The sequence below is a fragment of the Streptomyces sp. NPDC002144 genome, from assembly GCF_053593695.1.
The window spans coordinates 207,736-225,811 of sequence record NZ_JBSFDB010000008.1; the positions used below are offsets into that span (position 1 = coordinate 207,736).

The window sequence follows — 18,076 nt, forward strand, 5'->3', positions numbered from 1 at the left end:
CTGCCATGACTGACCACCTCGCTAGGGAGCCCTCTTTGGCCTGTGACCTGTGGCTGGTACCGCTCGTCGACGTGTTGTGCCACACCCCCGACAATCCCTTCGCCGACGAACTCGCGCAGTACAACGGCGTGCTCGCCGCGGCCGGGCTCCCCCCGGTGCCGGTGTACCAGTACATGCCGGGCCTGTCCGGCGAGGTCGCCCCGGTGGCCGGCTTCGACTACGACGCCCTGCACTTCCTGCGCCGGGTCTACCTGCTGCAGGTCTGCGGGCTGCCGATGACGCCCGTCGACGAACTGGGCGGCGACTACGAGCAGTTGCTGGAGATGTTCGAGTCGACGGCCCAGCAGTCGCATCTGGTGTGGCACTACGACCACGCCGGCGCCTACGTCCCCGTCGACTTCCCGCACCCGCTCTCCAACGACGACCTGCTGGCCGGCGGCGGCCCCCTGGGCTCCTCCCAGGCCCTGCTCCGCGAGCTGGAGTACGTCGCCCCGGCCATCGGCATCGACCCGGCCAACCCCCCTGCGGCGCCGGAACCGCCGCGGGCCCCCACGGAGTTGGAGGAGCCGGCCGTCCCGGCGCCGTACGACCCGAGCCCCTTCGCCCGGGAGCGGCACGTGTGGCTCGGCCTGCACGCGGCGGCGACCCGGAGTCTGGCGCAGGGGTCGATGATCGTCTTCAGCTGAGGCTCAGCCGAGCTGCGCCAGGCCCCGCTTCAGGTCCTCGGCGTTCATGACCGGGGTGTAGCTGATCTCGGCTTCCATGTCGAGGAAGAACGGCTCGGCGATCGTCGGCATCTGCGCGCTGTCCTGCATGTCGAAGACCAGGAACATGGTGCGCTTGCCGTGGTCGGTGGTGAAGTAGGCCGCCTCGGGCTTGATGTGTTCGATGGACTCCTGGACCAGCTTCATCATGGTGCCGTTCCGGATGGCCTCGTTCGTCTTCTCCGTGTTCATGGACGCCTTGAGCAGTACGCGCATCGCACTCACCTTCTTCTGATCGACGCACAGCTGCACGAGTCCACGGTATGCCCGATATATACAGATCGCCCTTTCGTGGACCTTCACTGCTCCCGGGGGAGCAGAGCCGGTGCCTCCCCGGGTGCGACGCGCCGGCCGCCCCGCGCGCGCAGGCTGGGACCACCGACGAGGGGAGACGGCGATGATCCTGGTGACCGGTGCGACAGGCCATGTGGGCGGCGAGCTGGTACGAGTGCTGACGGCCGCCGGCCATCCCGTGCGGGCGATGACCCGCCGCCCGTCCGAGGCCCGGCTGCCGTCCGGGGCGGAGGCGGTGTACGGCGACGCGGACGACCCCTCGACCCTTTCGGCGGCGTTCGCGGGCGCCTCCGGGGCCTTCCTGATGTCGGCGCAGGGCGTCGGCACGACCCCGCCGGGCCCGACCCACGACCTGGCCCTCGCGCAGGCGGCGGCGCGGGCCGGGGTCCGGCGCGTGGTGAAGCTGTCGGTGCTGGACGGCGGCACGGGCCCGGACGTGATCGCCCGCTGGCACGCGACGGCGGAGGCCGCGGTGACGTCCCGCGACTGGACGTGGACCCTCCTGCGCCCCGGCCGCTTCATGTCCAACGCGCTGCAGTGGGCGGCGCGGCTGAGGTCGGGCGACTCGGTCTCCCTCCCCTTCGCCGACCGCCCGGCGGCGAGCATCGACCCCGCGGACGTGGCGGAGATCGCGGCCCGCGCCCTGACCACCGACTCCACCGAACACGCGGGCGCGACCTACGAGTTGAGCGGACCCCAGTCCCTCACCCCGCTCGATGAACTGGCGCTCCTGGGCGAGACCCTGGGCCGCGACCTGCACGCCGCCGGCCTCCCCCCGGAGGCCGCCCGAGCGGGCATGCGGCGCTACGGCTTCCCGCCCGAGGTCATCGACGCGATCATGCACCGCACCCTGAACAGCGACCGCGGCGCGGAGGTCCTGCCGACGGCGGAGAAGGTACTGGGACGCCCGGCGCGCACGTTCCGGGAGTGGGCGACGGCACACGCCGGGGCGTTCAGCCGGTGACCCGGGCGGTCGGACCGCCCGGGCCCCGCTCCGGTCATCCGAAGACCGGCGTCCCGTCCTGCGTCAGCCGCCAGTTGGTGACCGCGAAGTCAGCCGGGTTCAGCGTCCCCTTCGACGTCACGTAGTCGATCATCAGCTGGCGGATCTCGTTCGTGGAGCTGTACGCGATGTCCGCCGAGGCGATGTGCGGGTAGCCCGAGCCGCCGTTGGCGCGGTAGTTGTTGACGGCCACGACGAAGACCTGGTCGTCGGCGACCGCCGTGCCGTTGTAGGTGAGGTTCTTGATGCGGGAGCCCTCGGGCTGCGCGATGTCGATGTCGTACGCGACGCCCGCCGCCGTGTCGTACATGTAGTCCCAGAAGTTGTTGGCGTTGGTCAGGGTCGCGGTGTCGACCTTCGTGTCCGACGGGACCTGGTGGTAGTACTTCGCCGCGAACTCCAGGTAGTCCTTGAGCTGGGCGCCCGTGAGCTTCTTGCCGTACAGCGTGTTGTCGTAGATGTAGAGCCCGGCGATGTCCTTGATGGTCACGCTGCCGGCCGGGATGTCGGCGGTGCGGCTGAACGGCGCGGCGACCGAGATCAGGGGCAGCGCGGCGTCGCTCGCCGACAGGCCCGCCTTCACCGACTGCATCTGGACCTCGTGGATGAAGTCCATGATCGGGACGTCCTTCCAGCAGGACTCCGCCGCCGAGAGGTCCTGGGTGCAGGAGCCCACGGCCGTGTTGACGTACTTCACCACGAGGTCGTGGTCGGCCTTGAGGAGCTTGGTGATCTCCGGGTCCTCCTCGACGCCCTTCGGGTCGAGGGTCTGGGCCGTCTTCTTCGTCACCTTCCACTGCCCGCAGTCCAGTTCGAGCTCGAAGTCGAAGACGGTGAGACGGTAGCCCCAGCAGTACGGCTCGGAGAGCAGCACCTCCTCGCCGGTGTCCGCGTTCTTGACGGTGTACGAGGACACCTCCTTGTGCGTGTGGCCGACCAGGATCGCGTCGATGCCGGGGACCTGCTCGGCGACGAGGTTGGAGGCGTTCTCGACGTACGGCAGCGCGTCGCCCCACGACGTGGAGCCGTCGAGGCCCGAGTGGTCCGTCAGGAAGACGACGTCACAGCCCAGCGCGCGCAGCCGCGGCACGTACTTCTTCGCCTGCTCGACGAGCCCCGGGAAGACCATCTTCCCGTTGACGTTGTCCTTGTCCCACAGCGCGATACCGGGGTTGGTCAGGCCGAGGATGCCGACCTTGATGTCGGGGGCGCCGGGGACGCGGATGCGCTTGACCGTGTACGGGTGGAAGGCCGGCCGCAGGGTCTTCGCGTCGAGGGCGTTCGCGCCGAGCAGCGGGAAGTGGCACTGCTTCTCGAACTTGCGCAGTACGTCGATGCCGTAGTTGAACTCGTGGTTGCCGAGCGCGGCGGCGTCGTAGCGCATGTGGTTCATGGCGACGGCCATGGGGTGCTTGGGCCCCCTCTTGCCGTCCTTGCCGGTGATCGGGTCGACCCGCGCGAAGTAGTACGCGAGCGAGGTGCCCTGGATGATGTCGCCGGCGTCGACGAGGAGGACGTGCTCCTCGCCCTTGGCCTCACGCTGCTGCTTGATGAGGGTGGCGACCCGCGCGACACCGACGGAGTTGCCGGCCTTGTCGCTGTAGGCCGCGTCCTTGTAGTAGTCCCAGTCGAAGACGTGGCTGTGCAGGTCGGTGGTGCCCAGGATGGAGAACGACCAGGTCTTCCGGTGGTGCTCGGGCGCGCGCTCGGCGGCCTGCGCGGTACCGCTGCCGACCGCTCCCGCGGCGGCGACGGCGGCCCCGGTGACGGCCGACTTCTTCACGAACTCCCGGCGGTTGAGCGGACTTGCGGGCATACGGGCTCCTGGGAACGGAGGGACTGGAGAGGGCGCGGCGGCGGGACTACCCGCGTAGATGGTTGCGCCCCGTCACTTCCGTACGGAACCAGGAGCAAGCCATGGGCCGGTCAAGGAAGTCCATGACCGGCCCAACTGCCCAGACACAAAAGGGGCCTAAAGGAACGAGTTGATCTCGATCGTCTCGTCCCGGCCCGGGCCCACCCCGATCGCGGAGATCGGCGCGCCCGACATCTCCTCCAGTGCCTTCACGTAGTTCTGGGCGTTCTTCGGCAGGTCGGAGAAGGACTTCGCCTTGGTGATGTCCTCGCTCCAGCCCGGGAGGTACTCGTAGACCGGCTTGGCGTGGTGGAAGTCGGTCTGGGAGTACGGGAGTTCCTCGACGCGCCGGCCGTCGATCTCGTAGGCGACACAGACCGGGATCTCGTCCCAGCCGGTGAGGACGTCGAGCTTGGTGAGGAAGAAGTCGGTCAGGCCGTTGACGCGGGTGGCGTAGCGGGCGATGACCGCGTCGAACCAGCCGCAGCGCCGGTCACGGCCGGTCGTCACGCCCCGCTCGCCGCCGATGCGGCGCAGCGCCGCGCCGTCCTCGTCGAACAGCTCCGTCGGGAAGGGACCCGAGCCGACACGGGTCGTGTACGCCTTGAGGATGCCGATGACCCGGCTGATCTTCGTCGGCCCGACGCCGGCGCCGGTGCAGGCACCGCCCGCGGTCGGGTTCGAGGACGTCACGAACGGATACGTGCCGTGGTCGATGTCCAGCAGCGTGCCCTGGCCGCCCTCGAAGAGCACGACCTTGTCGTCCTCCAGCGCCTGGTTGAGCACCAGCACGGTGTCGGCGACGTACGGCCTGAGCTTGTCGGCGTACTCCAGCAGCTCCGCGACCACCTGGTCGACGGCGATCGCGCGCCGGTTGTACAGCTTGGTGAGCATCTGGTTCTTGACGTCGAGCGCCGCCTCGACCTTCTGGGTGAGGATCGACTCGTCGTAGAGGTCCTGGACCCGGATCCCGACGCGGTTGATCTTGTCCGCGTAGGTCGGGCCGATGCCGCGTCCGGTGGTGCCGATCTTCCGCTTTCCGAGGAAGCGTTCCGTCACCTTGTCCACCGTCACGTTGTACGGCGTGATGATGTGGGCGTTGCCACTGATCAGGAGCTTGGACGTGTCGACGCCGCGGGCGTTCAGTCCGCTCAGCTCGGAGAGCAGGACCGACGGGTCGACGACGACACCGTTGCCGATGACCGGGGTGCACCCCGGCGAGAGGATCCCGGAAGGGAGCAGGTGAAGGGCGTACTTCTGATCGCCCACGACCACCGTGTGGCCGGCGTTGTTGCCGCCCTGGTAGCGCACCACGTAGTCGACGGAACCGCCTAGCAGGTCCGTCGCCTTTCCCTTGCCTTCGTCACCCCACTGAGCACCGAGCAGCACAAGTGCGGGCACGCGCGTACACCCCTTCCGGGCGGGGCATGTCCAAGGTCAGGGGCGCACGCGTAGGGTTTCCCGCCGCGTGCACCACGACCGGCCGCGAGCAACGTTGGCCGCGAACCGTCGGACCGGATGGCCCCGGAATAGACGAAGCCCCTGGCGCAATAGCGCAAGGGGCTCTTGCACAAAGATGCTACCCGAGGAAGCGAGGCAGGACCGAGGTGGCGACTTCCGCGACTTCCGAGGCGAGTTCCGATCAGCTGCTGGTGGTGATCGATCCGGTGGCCCGACGGACGGACGGGGAGTCGGTTCGCATCGCGAAAGACGTGCTCAGCGCGGGTGCGCAGACCAAGGTCTGTCTGCCGGAGGGGCCGGAGGAGTTCGCCCGGGCGCTGATCAGGCGGGGGTCGCGACGGCCGGTGGTGGTGGGTGACGACCGGGCTCTGGTGCGTGCGGTGTCCGTGCTGCACCGGCGGCGGGAACTGGCCGGATGTGCGCTGTCGATGGTGCCGGTGGGTGCCGCGCTGACGGTCGCCGGGGCGCTCGGGGTGCCCATGGGGACTGTGGCGGCGGCGCGGGCCGTCCTGGACGGGGCCGAGCGCCGGCTGGACCTCCTGGTGGACGACAGCGACGGCGTGGTCCTGGGCGCGCTGCGGATCCCCTCGGTGGTCCAGCGGGAGCCGGTCGCCGAGGAGGGGCGCCCCTGGCTGCGTACGGCCCAGTCGCTGGTACGGACCCTGGTCCCGGCCCGTGAAACCACGCTCCCGGCACCCCGGCCGGCCCGGCTGCGCGTCGAGGTCGACGGCGTCACGCTGGTGGACCTCGACCAGCCGGTGGAGACGGTGTCGGTGACCCCGGGCGCCTGCGGGGTGGCCGAGGTGGAGGTCCGCCCCCTGTCGGTCGGCGCGGAGGCGTCACCGCTCCTGGCCCGGGGCCGTACGGTGAGCGTCTCCGGGGCGGATTTCCGCTACCGGGCGGACGCGGGCGTGTGGGGGCCGGTGCGCAGGCGGACGTGGACGGTGTGGGAGGGGGCCTGGGGCCTTACGGTGCCGGCGGCTCGGTAGGGGGAGCCCGAAAGCCGGAGTCCACGGGCCGCCACTCGCCGCTCAGACCGGCCGGTCGAGTACCCCGCCTTGATCGGTTTCGTCCTTGAGGCCCACCCCTGTGAGCCCCAGCGCCCGCCCCCGCTCCATGAGCCCCGCCAGCTTCTCCGCCGCCGCCTCGTAGGCGAGCCCTGAGGGCGGCCGGATGTTGCTCAGACAGTTCCGGTCGGCGTCCGTCGTCACGCCCGGGACCGGCCGGTGGGTCAGATAGGCGCCCAGGGAGTCCGCCGCCGACATGCCGGGCCGTTCACCGACGAGGACCACGACCATCGTCGCGCCCATCGCGGACGCGACGTCGTCGCCGAGGGCCACCCGGGCCTGTTCGGCCAGGACCACCGGCGCGATGCTCCACCCGGTCAGCCGCGCCGACGTCTCCCGCACCATCGCGGCCGCGTGCTCGTGCACCGCCCTGCTGGACAGCCCGTCCGCCACCACGAACACCACGTCCCAGTCGCCGGTCGGCAGATGGGCGCGGTCCACGGCCTGCAGCCGACGGCCCAGGTCGGGGCGCTGCAGATAGGTCAGCCGGTCACCCGCCGCGCTGCGCACCCGTACCGTCGGCGTCCCGCTCAGCCCGGCCGCGACCACCTCCGGCTCGAAGGGCGAGTGGACCGCGTCCCGGGCCGCGGCGTGCGCGGTCTGGAGTTCCAGGCGGTGCGCGGTGGGCAGCCCGGAACCCGCCCGGCCCAGTCCGATGCGTGCCTGGGTGTGCCGCCGCAGCGCGGCCCACAGGGGCGGGTCGTCGGCGGGCACCGCCGCCTGGGTGTCCGTCATGCCGCCAGTTCCCTTCCGATCGCCGTCAGCGGATGCGAGGCCACTTCACGGATCCGGCCCCGCTCGTCCAGCAGCCCGGTCGACTCCAGCCAGGTCTCGAACTCCGGCGCCGGGCGCAGGCCGAGCACCTCCCGGAGGTACAACGCGTCGTGGTAGGAGGCCGACTGGTAGTTGAGCATGATGTCGTCGCCGCCCGGTGTGCAGATCACGAAGGACGCGCCCGCGACGCCGAGCATGGTGAGCATGGTGGCGACGTCGTCGTCATCGGCGTCCGCGTGGTTGGTGTAGCAGATGTCCAGGCCCATCGGCAGGCCGAGGAGTTTGCCGCAGAAGTGGTCCTCCAGAGCGGCCCGGAGGATCTGCCGGCCGTCGTAGAGGTACTCCGGGCCGATGAAGCCGACCACCGTGTTCACCAGCAGCGGGCGGTACCGGCGCGCGACCGCGTACGCCCTCGCCTCCACCGTCTGCTGGTCCACCCCGTGGTGCGCGTCCGCCGACAGGGCGCTGCCCTGTCCCGTCTCGAAGTACATGACGTTGTCGCCGACCGTCCCCCGGCCGAGCGCCCGGGCGGCTTCGTACGCCTCGTCCAGCAGGCCGAGCGTCACCCCGAACGCCGCGTTCGCCTTCTGCGTGCCGGCGACGGACTGGAAGACGAGGTCCACCGGGGCGCCGCGCTCCATCAGGTCCACGCTCGTCGTGACGTGGCACAGCACGCAGGACTGGGTGGGGATGGCGTAACGGCGGATCACCCCGTCGAGCAGCTCCAGCAGGTCCCGTACGGCCTTCGGGCTGTCCGTCGCCGGGTTGATGCCGAGCACCGCGTCACCGGAGCCCAGCAGCAGACCGTCGAGGAGAGCCGCGGCCACACCCGCCGGGTCGTCGGTGGGGTGGTTCGGCTGCAGCCGCGTCGCCAGCCGCCCCGGCAGCCCGATCGTCGACCGGAACGCCGTCACGACCCGAGTCCTGCGGGCCACGGACACCAGGTCCGCGTTCCCCATCAGTTTGGACACCGCCGCGACCATCTCCGGTGTGAGCCCCGGCGCCAGCGCCGTGAGCGCAGGGCCGTCGGCCGCCAGCAGCCAGTCGCGGAACTCGCCGACCGTCATCCCGGCCACCGGTGCGAAGGCGGCCGCGTCGTGCGTGTCGAGGATCAGCCGGGTCACATCGTCGGTCTCGTACGGGATCACCGGCCGGGTCAGGAAGGTCGCCAGCGGCACCTCCGCCAGGGCCCAGCGCGCCGCGACCCGTTCCTGGGCGCTCGCGGCGGCGATTCCCGCGAGGCGGTCGCCGGAGCGTTCGGGGCTCGCGGCGGCCAGCAGCCGGGCGAGCGAGTCGAAACGGAAGCTGTGACCGCCGAGGGTGGACGTGTAGCTCATGGCGGCGACCGTACGGGCCGTGTGTTGCGACCGGATTTCTAAAGGTCTGATTGACAAACATTTAATGCGACGGCGCCCTTTCGCGACTCATTCGGGCTGCAGAGTTCCGGTCCAGTACAGCTATGGACCACCAGGAGAGAGGCCACCCGATGGCAGTGGACGAAGGACTCGCCCCGGCGGCGAAGACGGCCGGCACGGAGACGGTTCACCGACTGAAACCCAATGCCGTGGGCCTCCTGGGCGTGGTCTTCATGGCCGTCGCGACCGCCGCGCCGATCACCGCGATGACCGGCAACGTGCCCTTCATGGTGTCGTCCGGCAACGGCATCGGCGCACCGGCCAGTTATGTGGTCGCAATGGTCGTCCTGGCAATCTTTTCCGTCGGCTTCACGTCGATGGCCCAGCACATCACCTCCACCGGCGCCTTCTACGGCTTCATCTCCTACGGCCTCGGCCGCACCGCGGGGCTGGCATCGGGGCTGCTCGCGACCTTCGCCTACGCCGTGTTCGAGCCGGCGCTGATCGGCATCTTCTCGACCTTCGCCACCGGAACCCTCAAGGACCAGACGGGACTTGACATCCCGTGGTGGGCCTTCGCGCTGGTGATGCTCGCCGTCAACGCGACGGGCACCTGGTTCGGCGTCTCGGTCGCCGAGAAGCTCCTCGTGGTCCTGCTCGGCACCGAGGTGACCGTGCTCGCCGCGATGGCGATCTCGGTCGCGCTGCACGGCGGCGGCCCGCACGGCTTCACCTTCGGCCCGGTCAACCCGGTCAACGCGTTCAAGGGCACGTCCGCGGGACTCGGCCTGTTCTTCGCCTTCTGGTCGTGGGTCGGCTTCGAATCGACGGCGATGTACGGCGAGGAGTCCCGCGACCCGAAGAAGATCATCCCCAAGGCGACGATGATCAGCGTGCTGGGCGTCGGTGTCTTCTACGTCTTCGTCTCCTGGATGGCCATCATCGGCAACGGAGAGACGGAAGCCGTCAAGGTCGCCTCGTCGGCGAACCCGCTCGCGCTGTTCTTCAACCCCACCGAGCGCTACGTCGGTCACTGGGCGGTCGACCTCATGCAGTGGCTGATGATCACGGGCTCGCTCGCCTGCGGCATGGCCTTCCACAACTGCGCCTCCCGCTACATGTACGCCCTGGGCCGCGAAGGCGTGCTCCCCTCCCTGCGGAACACCATCGGCCGCACCCATGCCCGGCACGGCTCCCCGCACATCGCGGGCCTGGTGCAGACGGGGGTCAGCGCGGTGCTGATCGTCGGGTTCTGGCTGACGAGCAAGGACCCTGCCAACGCCCTCTACGTCCTGCTCGCCATCCTCGGCACGATGGCGATCCTGATCGTGCAGGCGGTGTGCTCGTTCGCGGTGCTGGTCTACTTCCGCGGCCACCACCCCGAGAGCCGGCACTGGTTCAGGACCTTCACCGCACCACTCGTCGGCGGCGTCGCGATGCTCGCGGTGGTGCTGCTCCTGGTCTCCAACATGGATGTCGCGGCCGGCTCCGAGTCCGGCTCGCCGCTGCTGAAGGCGACACCGTGGCTGGTCGCCCTGGTCGCGGCGACCGGTGTCGGCTACGCCCAGTACCTCAAACGACGCTCCCCCGAGCGGTACGCCCTGCTCGGGCGGACGGTCCTGGAGGAGACCAGGGAGCGGTAGCCCCGGCCACACCCGTGCCCGTCACCCTCTGGAAGAGGTGACGGGCGCGGGCTTCCGGCCGGTCAGTCGGAGAGCCACGTCCGACCCTCGCGGCTCAGCCCGACCCGAACCGCTTCTCCCGGTGCACCCGCCACCGCTCCATCATCTCCGCGACCTCGCTCTCGACGAACTCGAAGAAGGCGAGGGTCTCGGCCATGCGGCGGCCGGCCGGGGTGTCGGGGCCCAGGCTGTTCACGCCCTCGCGCAGGGCGCCCTCCCAGCGCTTGATGATGGCCTCGCGGTTGGTGAGCGCCTCGTACCACTGGTCGCCGTGCACCCGGTACCGCTCCCGCCGCGACCCCGGCTCCCGCTCGCGCGAGACCATGTGGGTCATCGTCAGGTAGCGCACCGCCCCCGACACCGCCGCCGGGCTGATCCGCAGCTGTTCACCCAGTTCGGACGAGGTCATCACCCCCGCGTCGGAGGAGAGCAGCGCCGCGAAGACCCGGGCCGGCATGCGCTGCATCCCCGCCTCGACGAGCTGCGCGGCGAAGCTCTCCACGAACTTCGAGACCGCCTCCGCGTCCCGCCCCACCTCGTCCGTCATGGTCACCACCCTAACCGGGCTTCGAAGACTTCCGCACCTTCACAAATTTCTGAAAGAAGCGTACGTTCTGAACCATGACGAAGGCAATCACGGTCGCCGGGCTGCACAAGTCCTTCGGCCGTACCCACGCCCTGGACGGCCTGGACCTGGAGGTCGAGGCCGGCGAGGTGCACGGCTTCCTCGGCCCGAACGGCGCCGGGAAGTCCACCACCATCCGCGTCCTGCTCGGCCTGCTGCGCGCCGACTCCGGCGCCGCGCAGGTGCTGGGCCGCGACCCGTGGCAGGACGCGGTGGAGGTGCACCGCCGGATCGCGTACGTCCCCGGGGACGTGACCCTGTGGCGCAACCTCTCCGGCGGCGAGGTCATCGACCTCTACGGCCGCCTGCGCGGCGGCCTCGACCCGGCCCGTCGCGCCGATCTGATCGAGCGCTTCGAGCTGGACCCGACCAAGAAGGGCCGCGCCTACTCCAAGGGCAACCGGCAGAAGGTCGCCCTGGTCGCCGCGTTCGCCTCGGACGTCGACCCGCTGATCCTGGACGAGCCGACCTCGGGACTGGACCCGCTGATGGAGGAGGTCTTCCAGCGCTGCGTGGAGGAGGAGCGGGAGCGCGGCCGGACGATCCTGCTCTCCTCCCACATCCTCAGCGAGGTCGAGGAGTTGTGCGACCGGGTCAGCATCATCCGCAAGGGCCGTACCGTCGAGACGGGCTCCCTGGCCGACCTGCGCCATCTGACCCGGACCAGCGTCACGGCCGAACTCGCGGGCGCCCCCGACGGGTTGGGGCGGCTGCCCGGGGTGCACGACCTCGACGTCCAGGGCCGCCGGGTCCGGCTCCAGGTCGACACGGACAAACTCGACGCCGTCCTCAGGTCGTTGACGGAATCCGGCGTGCGGTCGCTGACCTCCACTCCCCCCACGCTGGAGGAACTGTTCCTGCGCCACTACCAGGAGGCGTCATGACCTCCCTCGCCGGCACGGGCACGCTGCTGCGGTTCTCGCTGCGCCGCGACCGGGTGATGATCCCGGTGTGGGTGGCGATCAACGCCCTGATGGTCATGTCCATGCCGAACACGCTCAAGGGGCTGTACGGCACCGAGGCCGAGCGCGTCGATCTGCTGCACCAGGTCGCCACCAACTCCTCCTTCCGCGCGCTGATCGGCCCGGCCTTCGGTACGGACCTGGGCGCGCTGACCGCCTGGCGCGTCGGCGTCTACGCGGGCGCGCTCGCCGCCGTCACCGCTGTGCTGGTCGTCGTACGGCACACCCGGGACGAGGAGGAGAGCGGCCGGCAGGAACTCATCGCCTCCGGCGCCGTGGGCCGCCGCGCCTCGCTGACGGCGGCACTGCTCGCGGCGGCCGTCCCGAGCTGCGTGCTCGGTCTGCTGGTGGCGGCGGGGCTGGCAGGACAGGGCGCCACGGGTGCGCTCGCCTTCGGCCTCGGGCTGGCGGGCGTCGGCATGGTCTTCGCGACGCTGGCGGCGATCGTCGCGCAGGTGACGGAGAGCGCGCGGCTCGCGCGGGGCCTGACGGCCGGGCTGCTGGGCGCCGCGTTCGTGCTGCGCGCGGCGGGCGACGCGGCGCGGACGGACGGCTCCTCGGCGTGGACCTGGGTGTCGCCCCTGGGCTGGCTGGAGAACCTGCGGGCCTTCGCCGGCGAACGCTGGTGGGTGCTGGGGCTGTTCGCGGCGGCGGTGGTGGCGCAGGGCGCGGTGGCGTACGCGCTGGCGGGCCGCCGTGACGTGGGCATGAGTTTCCTGCCGACGCGGCCGGGACCGGCGACGGGACGGCTCGGAACCGCGGCCGCGCTGGCCTGGCGGCTGCAGCGAGGAAGTGTCCTCGGCTGGTCGATCGGCTTCTTCCTGGCCGGGGTGGTCTACGGCGGCCTCACGGACGGCGTGGCCGACCTGGTCGGCGACAACCAGCGGGCCCGGGAGATCTTCGAGCGGATGGGCGGGAAGAGCGGCATCACGGACGCGTTCCTCGCCTCGATGACCGGGATGCTGGGGCTGGTGGCCGCGCTGTACGTCGTCGCCTCGGTGCTGCGGCTCAGCGGTGAGGAGACCTCGGGGCGCGCGGAACCGGTGCTCGCGAACGCGGTGGGCCGGCTGCGGTGGGCCGCCGGCCATCTGACGATCGCCTTCGGAGGCGCCGTTCTGATCATGCTCCTGGCCGGACTGGGCTTCGCCGTCGGCTACGGCCACCAGGTCGGGCCCGTCCTGGGCGCGTGCCTGGTACAGGTCTCCGCGGTCTGGGTGATCGGCGGGGTGGCGGTGCTGCTGTTCGGACTCCTGCCCCGGGCGGCCGTGGCGGCATGGGGGGTCGCGGGGGCGGCGGTGCTGATCGGCTGGGTCGGACCGGCACTGGACGTACCGCAGGCGGTGCTGGACGTGTCACCGTTCGGGCATCTGCCGAAGCTGCCGGGCGGTTCGATGGAGTGGGGTCCGGTGCTGGCGCTGCTCGCGGTGGCCGCCGTGCTGGTGGCCGTCGGGCTGGCGGGACTGCGGAGGCGGGACCTGACCACCTGACGGCCTGCGCACGTCCCTCCCGGGCATGGGACAACGTACGCAGGCCGCCGCGGGCTGTCTGACCGCGGCCCTCGGCGCGGGCGCGGGGCTCGCGGTGTGGGCCGTGGACGTCCGAGCCCGACTCTGGCGCTTCGAGCGGGCCCCGGACTGGAGGGTGCTCTACGCCGAGCTGCCGCTGGCGGTCCTGGCCGGGACCGCCGTCGCGCTCGGGCTCTGGGCCCTGGTGCGCCCTATCAGACCGTGACGTCGAGGCCCTGGAGCCCGCGGATCACGAAGTTGGGCTTGCGCACGGGCTCCTGGGCGAGGCTCAGGGTGGGGGCCTTCTCCAGGAGGGCCGTCATCGAGGCGGCCAGCTCGATACGGGCGAGCGGCGCGCCGATGCAGTAGTGGATGCCGGCGGAGAAGGAGATGTGCGGGTTCTCCGCGCGGGTGAGGTCGAGCCGCTCGGGGTCGCGGAAGACCTCGGGGTCGTGGTTGGCGGAGCCGAAGAGCATCGCGATCTCGGCGCCGCGCGGAATGGTCGTCCCGTCGATCTCGATGTCGTCCAGCACCCAGCGTTCGAAGAGCTGGAGCGGGGTGTCGTACCGCATCAACTCCTCGATCGCGGACGGGATCAGGGAGTGGTCGGCGCGCAGGGCCGCCAGCTGGGCGGGGTTGCGGAACAGGGCGTACCAGCCGTTGACCGTGGCGTTGACGGTCGCCTCGTGACCGGCGTTGAGGAGCAGCACGGCGGTGGAGATCATCTCCTGCTCGGTAAGCCGGTCGCCCTCGTCATGGGCGGCGATGAGACCGGAGATGAGATCGTCGCCGGGCTCCTCGCGCCGCTCGGCGATGAGCTCGCGCAGATAGTCCGAGAACTCCACGGAGGCCTGGACGGCCCTGCGTGCCGTCTCCTCGGACGGGTTCAGCTCGTACATCCCGCAGATGTCCGCCGACCAGGGCCTCAGCGGGGCCCGGTCCGCCTCCGGGATGCCCAGCATCTGGGCGATGACGGCGACGGGGAGCGGCTCGGCGACATCGGTGAGGAGATCGCCGCCGCCCTTCTCGACGAGCCGGTCCACCAGATCCCCGGCGAGCTCGCTCACGTACGGCTTGAGCTGCTCGACCGTCCTCGGTGTGAACGCCTTCGACACGAGCCGGCGGATCCGGGTGTGGTCCGGCGGTTCGAGATCGAGCATGCCGTGGTCGTTGAGCGTGTGGAACGGCTCGTGCTCGGCCGGAGGCGGGGTGCGGCCGAAGTCCTCGTGGTCGAACCGGTGCAGATACGTCCGCCCGAGCCGCCGCTCCCGCAGCAGCGCCGAGACGTCCGCGTGGTGCGGGACGAGCCACTGGTTCGTGGGCTCGAAGTACCGCACACGGCCCTTGGCACGGAGTTCGGCATAGGCGGGGTAGGGGTCGGCGACGAACGCCGGGTCCCAGGGGTCGAAGGCTGCCATGCGGGGACGCTAACCCGGGGCACCGGCCTCTGACCAGGGGGGTTCCCACAGCGAGCGCAGACCCGTGTCGAGCAGGCGGGCCGCGCGGTGGACGTCGGCCGTCACCTCGCCGTACAGCTGCTCCGGTGTCTCGGTGCGGTTCAGATGGCGGTGCAGCGACTGGAACTGCAGCGGCCACAGGGCCAGCAGCGCGGACGCGGCGATCCGGGGTTCGGGGGCGTCCGGGGTCGTGCCCGTGCGGTGGGCCAGGATCTCGGCGGCGACGGTGACCTGCTGGTCCGTCATGTCGTGGTGGTAGGCGCGCAGCGACGGAGTGGACCTGGTGAGCGCGGCGAAGCGCAGCAGGGCCGCCTTCGCCTCCGCCGGGTCCTGCTGCGCGGCCAGCCAGGAGGTGAGGGCGGCCAGTTCGGCGGAGAGGATCTCCAGGACGGCCTCGACCGGTGAGCGGGCCGGGTCGGGCAGAACGGTCCGCAGGGAGTCGAGGGTGCTCGCCCCCAGGTCCAGGACCAGTGACTCCTTCGTCGGGAAGTGGTTGAACACCGTCTTCTCCGAGACTCCGCAGGCCTCGGCGATCTCGGCCACCCGTACCGCGTCGAAGCCCCGCTCCAGGAACATCTCGGTGGCCGTGTCCGACAGCCGCTGCCGCAGCTGCCGCTTCTTGCGCTCCCGCAGCCCCTCCCCGGCCGGCTCCTCCTCCCGGCGGCGCAACGCCGTCCAGTCCACAGTGCGCGTGCTCATGACTGGAGCTTAGAGGGCCCCACTCCAATTGTTATTTTTACTGCTACAGTAATTTTTCAGTGACTGTAGATACGAGGTCACCGAGTCCGGATCGGTCTGAGGAGCCCCCATGAGTGCCATCCACATCGTCCGCGACTACCCCCACCCGCCCCGGAAGGTCTGGCGGGCGGTCACCGATCCCGACGTGATCCCGCAGTGGACGGCCACCGGGGCGGGTGCGCGGCCGGAGGGGTTCGCGACCGTGCCGGGCACGGCGTTCCGGTTCGTCGCCAGGCCGAAGCCGGGCTGGAGCGGCGTCGTGGTGTGCGAGGTGCTGGAGGTCCGGGAGCCCTCGCTGCTGCGGTACTCCTGGCAGGACGAGGGCGGCGGTGAGGTGACCGAGGTCGCCTACCGCCTCCAGCCGCACGCCGGCGGAACCCGCTTCACCTACGACCACACCGGCTTCACCGGCGCCGGAGGCTTCCTCATGGCGAGGATCCTCGGCAGCGTCCGGACCAGGATGCTCGACAAGGGCCTGCCCGCCGTCCTCGACCGGCTCGACTAACCCGGCGTCACCAGCCGTGCCTCGTACGCGAACACCGCAGCCTGGGTGCGGTCCCTCAGGCCCAGCTTCACCAGGACGCGGCTGACGTGGGTCTTGATCGTGGACTCGGCGACCACCAGGCGCTCGGCGATCTCCGCGTTCGACAGGCCCTGGGCGATGAGGACCAGGACCTCCGTCTCCCGGTCGGTGAGGTCGCCGTAGGCCGTCATCGCGGACTGCATCGGGCGCGGGGTGCCCGAGAGCTTCGAGAACTCGGTGATCAGTCGCTTCGTCACCGAGGGGGCCAGCAGCGCCTCGCCCGACGCCACCACCCGTACACCGTCGGCGAGTTGGCGGGCCGAGGCGTCCTTGAGGAGGAAGCCGGAGGCTCCCGCCCGCAGCGCCTGGTACACGTACTCGTCGAGGTCGAAGGTCGTCAGGACCAGGACCTTCGCCGTGGTGTCGGAGGCCACGATCTCCCGGGTCGCCTCGATCCCGTTCAGTTCGGGCATGCGGATGTCCATCAGGACCACGTCGGGGGAGAGTTCGCGGACGCGGTCCACCGCCTCACGGCCGTTGACCGCCTCCCCCACGACCTCGATGTCCGGCATCGCGTTCAGCAGGACCGAGAAGCCCTCGCGCACCATCATCTGGTCGTCCGCGATCAGTACGCGGATGGTCATGCGTCCCCTTCACTCACGGTGGCGACGGGCAGGAACACCGTCACCTCATAGCCACCCTCGTCCGTCCGGCCCGCCGTCATCTCGCCGTTCAGCATGGAGACCCGCTCCCGCATACCGGTGATGCCGTGCCCCGCGCCGGGTGAGGGCTTGACCAGCGACGGCTCGGGCGGCGGGGCGTTCACGACCCGCAGGCCGAGCCCGCCGAGCACGTACGACACCTCCACCTTCGCCTCCGCGCCGGGCGCGTGCCGCAGGGTGTTGCTCAGCGCCTCCTGCACGATGCGGTACGCCGACAGCTCGACGCCCTGTGGGAGTTCGCGTACCGCTCCGGTGACCGTCTTGTCGACGGTCAGTCCCGCCTCGCGCACGTTGGCGAGCAGACCGTCGAGGTCGGCGAGCGTGGGCTGCGGGGCGTCCGGGGCCTCGTAGTCCTCGGCGCGTACGACGCCCAGCACCCGGCGCAGTTCGGTCAGCGCCGCCACCGCGTTCTCCCGGATGGTCGCGAAAGCCTTCTCCAGCTCCGGCGGCGGATTCTCCACCCGGTAAGGGGCGGCCTCCGCCTGAATGGCGACGACCGACATGTGGTGCGCGACCACGTCGTGCAGCTCGCGGGCGATCGTGGTGCGCTCCTCCAGGAGCGTGCGCCGGGAGCGCTCGTGGGCGGTCACCGTCTGCTGGGCGTCCACCTCCTGCCGGGCCTGGCGGCGGATGTGCCAGACGGTGACGGCGAGCAGGACCAGGGCGGAGAGGAACAGCATCTCCATGGTGTTCGAGGGCATGTAGTGCCCGCCCTCGAGGAAACTCTCCGACGCGGCGCCGTAGACCGCCGTGAGCAGCCACATCCATGCCGCCGTGCGCGGCCGGGTGCGTATCGCCACGACGGTCAGCACCACCAGGTGGGCGACGAAGTTGCCCGGCAGCCACGGCCAGTCGTCGTCCCAGCCGCCCGTCCACACCGCGGCGAACAGGGACACGGCCATCGACAGCCAGAACGCGGCGACGGGCCGCATCGCCGACAGCAGGACCGGGGCCATGGTGACCAGGCCGAGGACCACGTTGACGCCCGCGCCGCTGTCGTCGCTGTTGGCGGCGATGAGCAGCACGAGGGCCGCGGCCGCGATGACCAGGGCGTGCGGAGTCCAGGTCGCGTACTCCCGCCACCGGCCCGGCAGCCCGCGCACGAGCCGGCTGTCCGCGCCCAGGCGGGGCAGCGGGCGGTAGGCGAAGGCGCCTTTGAACAGGTCCTGCCGCAGCCCGCGCAGGGCGTCCGCGGCCGCCCGCACCTCGGGGCTGCGCGGCTTGTAGGGCTCGAACGAGCTGTCCGGCGGGTCCGGCGGCAGCGGCTGCGTGTGGGTCGTCTCGGTCAC

The 18,076-nt window shown here is 70.9% G+C and carries 18 protein-coding genes; 8 read left to right on the forward strand and 10 right to left on the reverse strand.

All coding sequences use genetic code 11. The annotated features are described in order from the left end of the window. Positions 1–35 precede the first annotated feature (35 nt). Positions 36–686: a hypothetical protein gene (locus ACWCQ1_RS14920; protein ID WP_133044363.1), complete on the forward strand. Its 651-nt coding sequence runs from the start codon at positions 36–38 to the stop codon at positions 684–686. A 3-nt stretch (positions 687–689) separates the two neighbouring features. Here ACWCQ1_RS14920 and ACWCQ1_RS14925 read toward each other — a convergent pair whose 3' ends face one another. Beyond that, positions 690–980 (reverse strand): DUF3303 family protein, encoded by a 291-nt coding sequence (locus ACWCQ1_RS14925; RefSeq protein ID WP_165954855.1) that lies wholly within the window; start codon positions 978–980, stop codon positions 690–692. 181 nt (positions 981–1,161) lie between these two features. Here ACWCQ1_RS14925 and ACWCQ1_RS14930 point away from each other — a divergent pair, with 181 nt between their 5' ends. Beyond that, a complete protein-coding gene (locus tag ACWCQ1_RS14930; protein ID WP_451026630.1) occupies positions 1,162–2,022 on the forward strand; it encodes an NAD(P)H-binding protein in 861 nt (286 codons plus the stop codon). 34 nt (positions 2,023–2,056) lie between these two features. Here ACWCQ1_RS14930 and ACWCQ1_RS14935 read toward each other — a convergent pair whose 3' ends face one another. Together ACWCQ1_RS14935 and ACWCQ1_RS14940 are read right to left on the reverse strand one after the other, a co-directional pair. Then, a complete protein-coding gene (locus tag ACWCQ1_RS14935; RefSeq protein ID WP_451026631.1) occupies positions 2,057–3,877 on the reverse strand; it encodes a bifunctional metallophosphatase/5'-nucleotidase in 1,821 nt (606 codons plus the stop codon). A 156-nt stretch (positions 3,878–4,033) separates the two neighbouring features. Beyond that, on the reverse strand, positions 4,034–5,317 hold the full coding sequence (locus ACWCQ1_RS14940) for an adenylosuccinate synthase (protein WP_133044190.1): 1,284 nt from the start codon (positions 5,315–5,317) through the stop codon (positions 4,034–4,036). A gap of 206 nt (positions 5,318–5,523) precedes the next feature. Between ACWCQ1_RS14940 and ACWCQ1_RS14945 the strand changes: the two genes are divergently transcribed. Beyond that, positions 5,524–6,366, forward strand: coding sequence for a diacylglycerol kinase family protein (locus ACWCQ1_RS14945; protein WP_358598205.1), 843 nt, complete (start codon positions 5,524–5,526; stop codon positions 6,364–6,366). Positions 6,367–6,408: 42 nt separating this feature from the next. On the opposite strand, the gene eutC is transcribed toward ACWCQ1_RS14945, so the two are convergent. Beyond that, positions 6,409–7,179, reverse strand: coding sequence for an ethanolamine ammonia-lyase subunit EutC (gene eutC, locus ACWCQ1_RS14950; protein ID WP_133044188.1), 771 nt, complete (start codon positions 7,177–7,179; stop codon positions 6,409–6,411). After that, on the reverse strand, positions 7,176–8,555 hold the full coding sequence (locus ACWCQ1_RS14955) for an ethanolamine ammonia-lyase subunit EutB (RefSeq protein ID WP_133044187.1): 1,380 nt from the start codon (positions 8,553–8,555) through the stop codon (positions 7,176–7,178). The genes eutC and ACWCQ1_RS14955 overlap by 4 nt, the downstream gene beginning before the upstream one ends. 149 nt (positions 8,556–8,704) lie before the next feature. Here ACWCQ1_RS14955 and ACWCQ1_RS14960 point away from each other — a divergent pair, with 149 nt between their 5' ends. Further along, the gene (locus ACWCQ1_RS14960; protein ID WP_358598209.1) at positions 8,705–10,216 is read left to right on the forward strand and encodes an APC family permease; all 1,512 of its coding nucleotides are present in this window, start codon (positions 8,705–8,707) and stop codon (positions 10,214–10,216) included. Positions 10,217–10,310: 94 nt separating this feature from the next. On the opposite strand, the gene ACWCQ1_RS14965 is transcribed toward ACWCQ1_RS14960, so the two are convergent. Continuing rightward, on the reverse strand, positions 10,311–10,802 hold the full coding sequence (locus ACWCQ1_RS14965; RefSeq protein ID WP_133044185.1) for a MarR family transcriptional regulator: 492 nt from the start codon (positions 10,800–10,802) through the stop codon (positions 10,311–10,313). A 74-nt stretch (positions 10,803–10,876) separates the two neighbouring features. Here ACWCQ1_RS14965 and ACWCQ1_RS14970 point away from each other — a divergent pair, with 74 nt between their 5' ends. Genes ACWCQ1_RS14970 through ACWCQ1_RS14980 form a run of 3 tightly spaced genes read left to right on the forward strand, consistent with a single transcriptional unit; the run spans position 10,877 to position 13,573 of the window. Beyond that, a complete protein-coding gene (locus ACWCQ1_RS14970; protein WP_451026632.1) occupies positions 10,877–11,764 on the forward strand; it encodes an ABC transporter ATP-binding protein in 888 nt (295 codons plus the stop codon). Beyond that, a complete protein-coding gene (locus ACWCQ1_RS14975; protein WP_451026633.1) occupies positions 11,761–13,329 on the forward strand; it encodes an ABC transporter permease in 1,569 nt (522 codons plus the stop codon). The genes ACWCQ1_RS14970 and ACWCQ1_RS14975 overlap by 4 nt, the downstream gene beginning before the upstream one ends. Positions 13,330–13,354: 25 nt before the next feature. Beyond that, a complete protein-coding gene (locus ACWCQ1_RS14980) occupies positions 13,355–13,573 on the forward strand; it encodes a hypothetical protein (RefSeq protein ID WP_358598221.1) in 219 nt (72 codons plus the stop codon). Here ACWCQ1_RS14980 and ACWCQ1_RS14985 read toward each other — a convergent pair. Together ACWCQ1_RS14985 and ACWCQ1_RS14990 are read right to left on the reverse strand one after the other, a co-directional pair. After that, the gene (locus ACWCQ1_RS14985; protein ID WP_358598224.1) at positions 13,563–14,765 is read right to left on the reverse strand and encodes a cytochrome P450; all 1,203 of its coding nucleotides are present in this window, start codon (positions 14,763–14,765) and stop codon (positions 13,563–13,565) included. The genes ACWCQ1_RS14980 and ACWCQ1_RS14985 overlap by 11 nt on opposite strands. A gap of 9 nt (positions 14,766–14,774) precedes the next feature. Then, positions 14,775–15,503 carry a TetR/AcrR family transcriptional regulator gene (locus tag ACWCQ1_RS14990; protein WP_451026634.1) on the reverse strand — a complete coding sequence of 243 codons (729 nt, stop codon included), beginning with the start codon at positions 15,501–15,503 and terminating at the stop codon, positions 14,775–14,777. 109 nt (positions 15,504–15,612) lie between these two features. On the opposite strand from ACWCQ1_RS14990, the gene ACWCQ1_RS14995 reads away from it, so the two are divergent. Next, positions 15,613–16,047 (forward strand): SRPBCC family protein, encoded by a 435-nt coding sequence (locus tag ACWCQ1_RS14995; RefSeq protein ID WP_133044178.1) that lies wholly within the window; start codon positions 15,613–15,615, stop codon positions 16,045–16,047. On the opposite strand, the gene ACWCQ1_RS15000 is transcribed toward ACWCQ1_RS14995, so the two are convergent. Together ACWCQ1_RS15000 and ACWCQ1_RS15005 are read right to left on the reverse strand one after the other, a co-directional pair. Further along, complete coding sequence (locus ACWCQ1_RS15000; protein WP_133044177.1) at positions 16,044–16,709, reverse strand: response regulator; 666 nt, start codon at positions 16,707–16,709, stop codon at positions 16,044–16,046. The genes ACWCQ1_RS14995 and ACWCQ1_RS15000 overlap by 4 nt on opposite strands. Continuing rightward, positions 16,706–18,076, reverse strand: coding sequence for a sensor histidine kinase (locus tag ACWCQ1_RS15005; protein WP_358598233.1), 1,371 nt, complete (start codon positions 18,074–18,076; stop codon positions 16,706–16,708). The genes ACWCQ1_RS15000 and ACWCQ1_RS15005 overlap by 4 nt, the downstream gene beginning before the upstream one ends.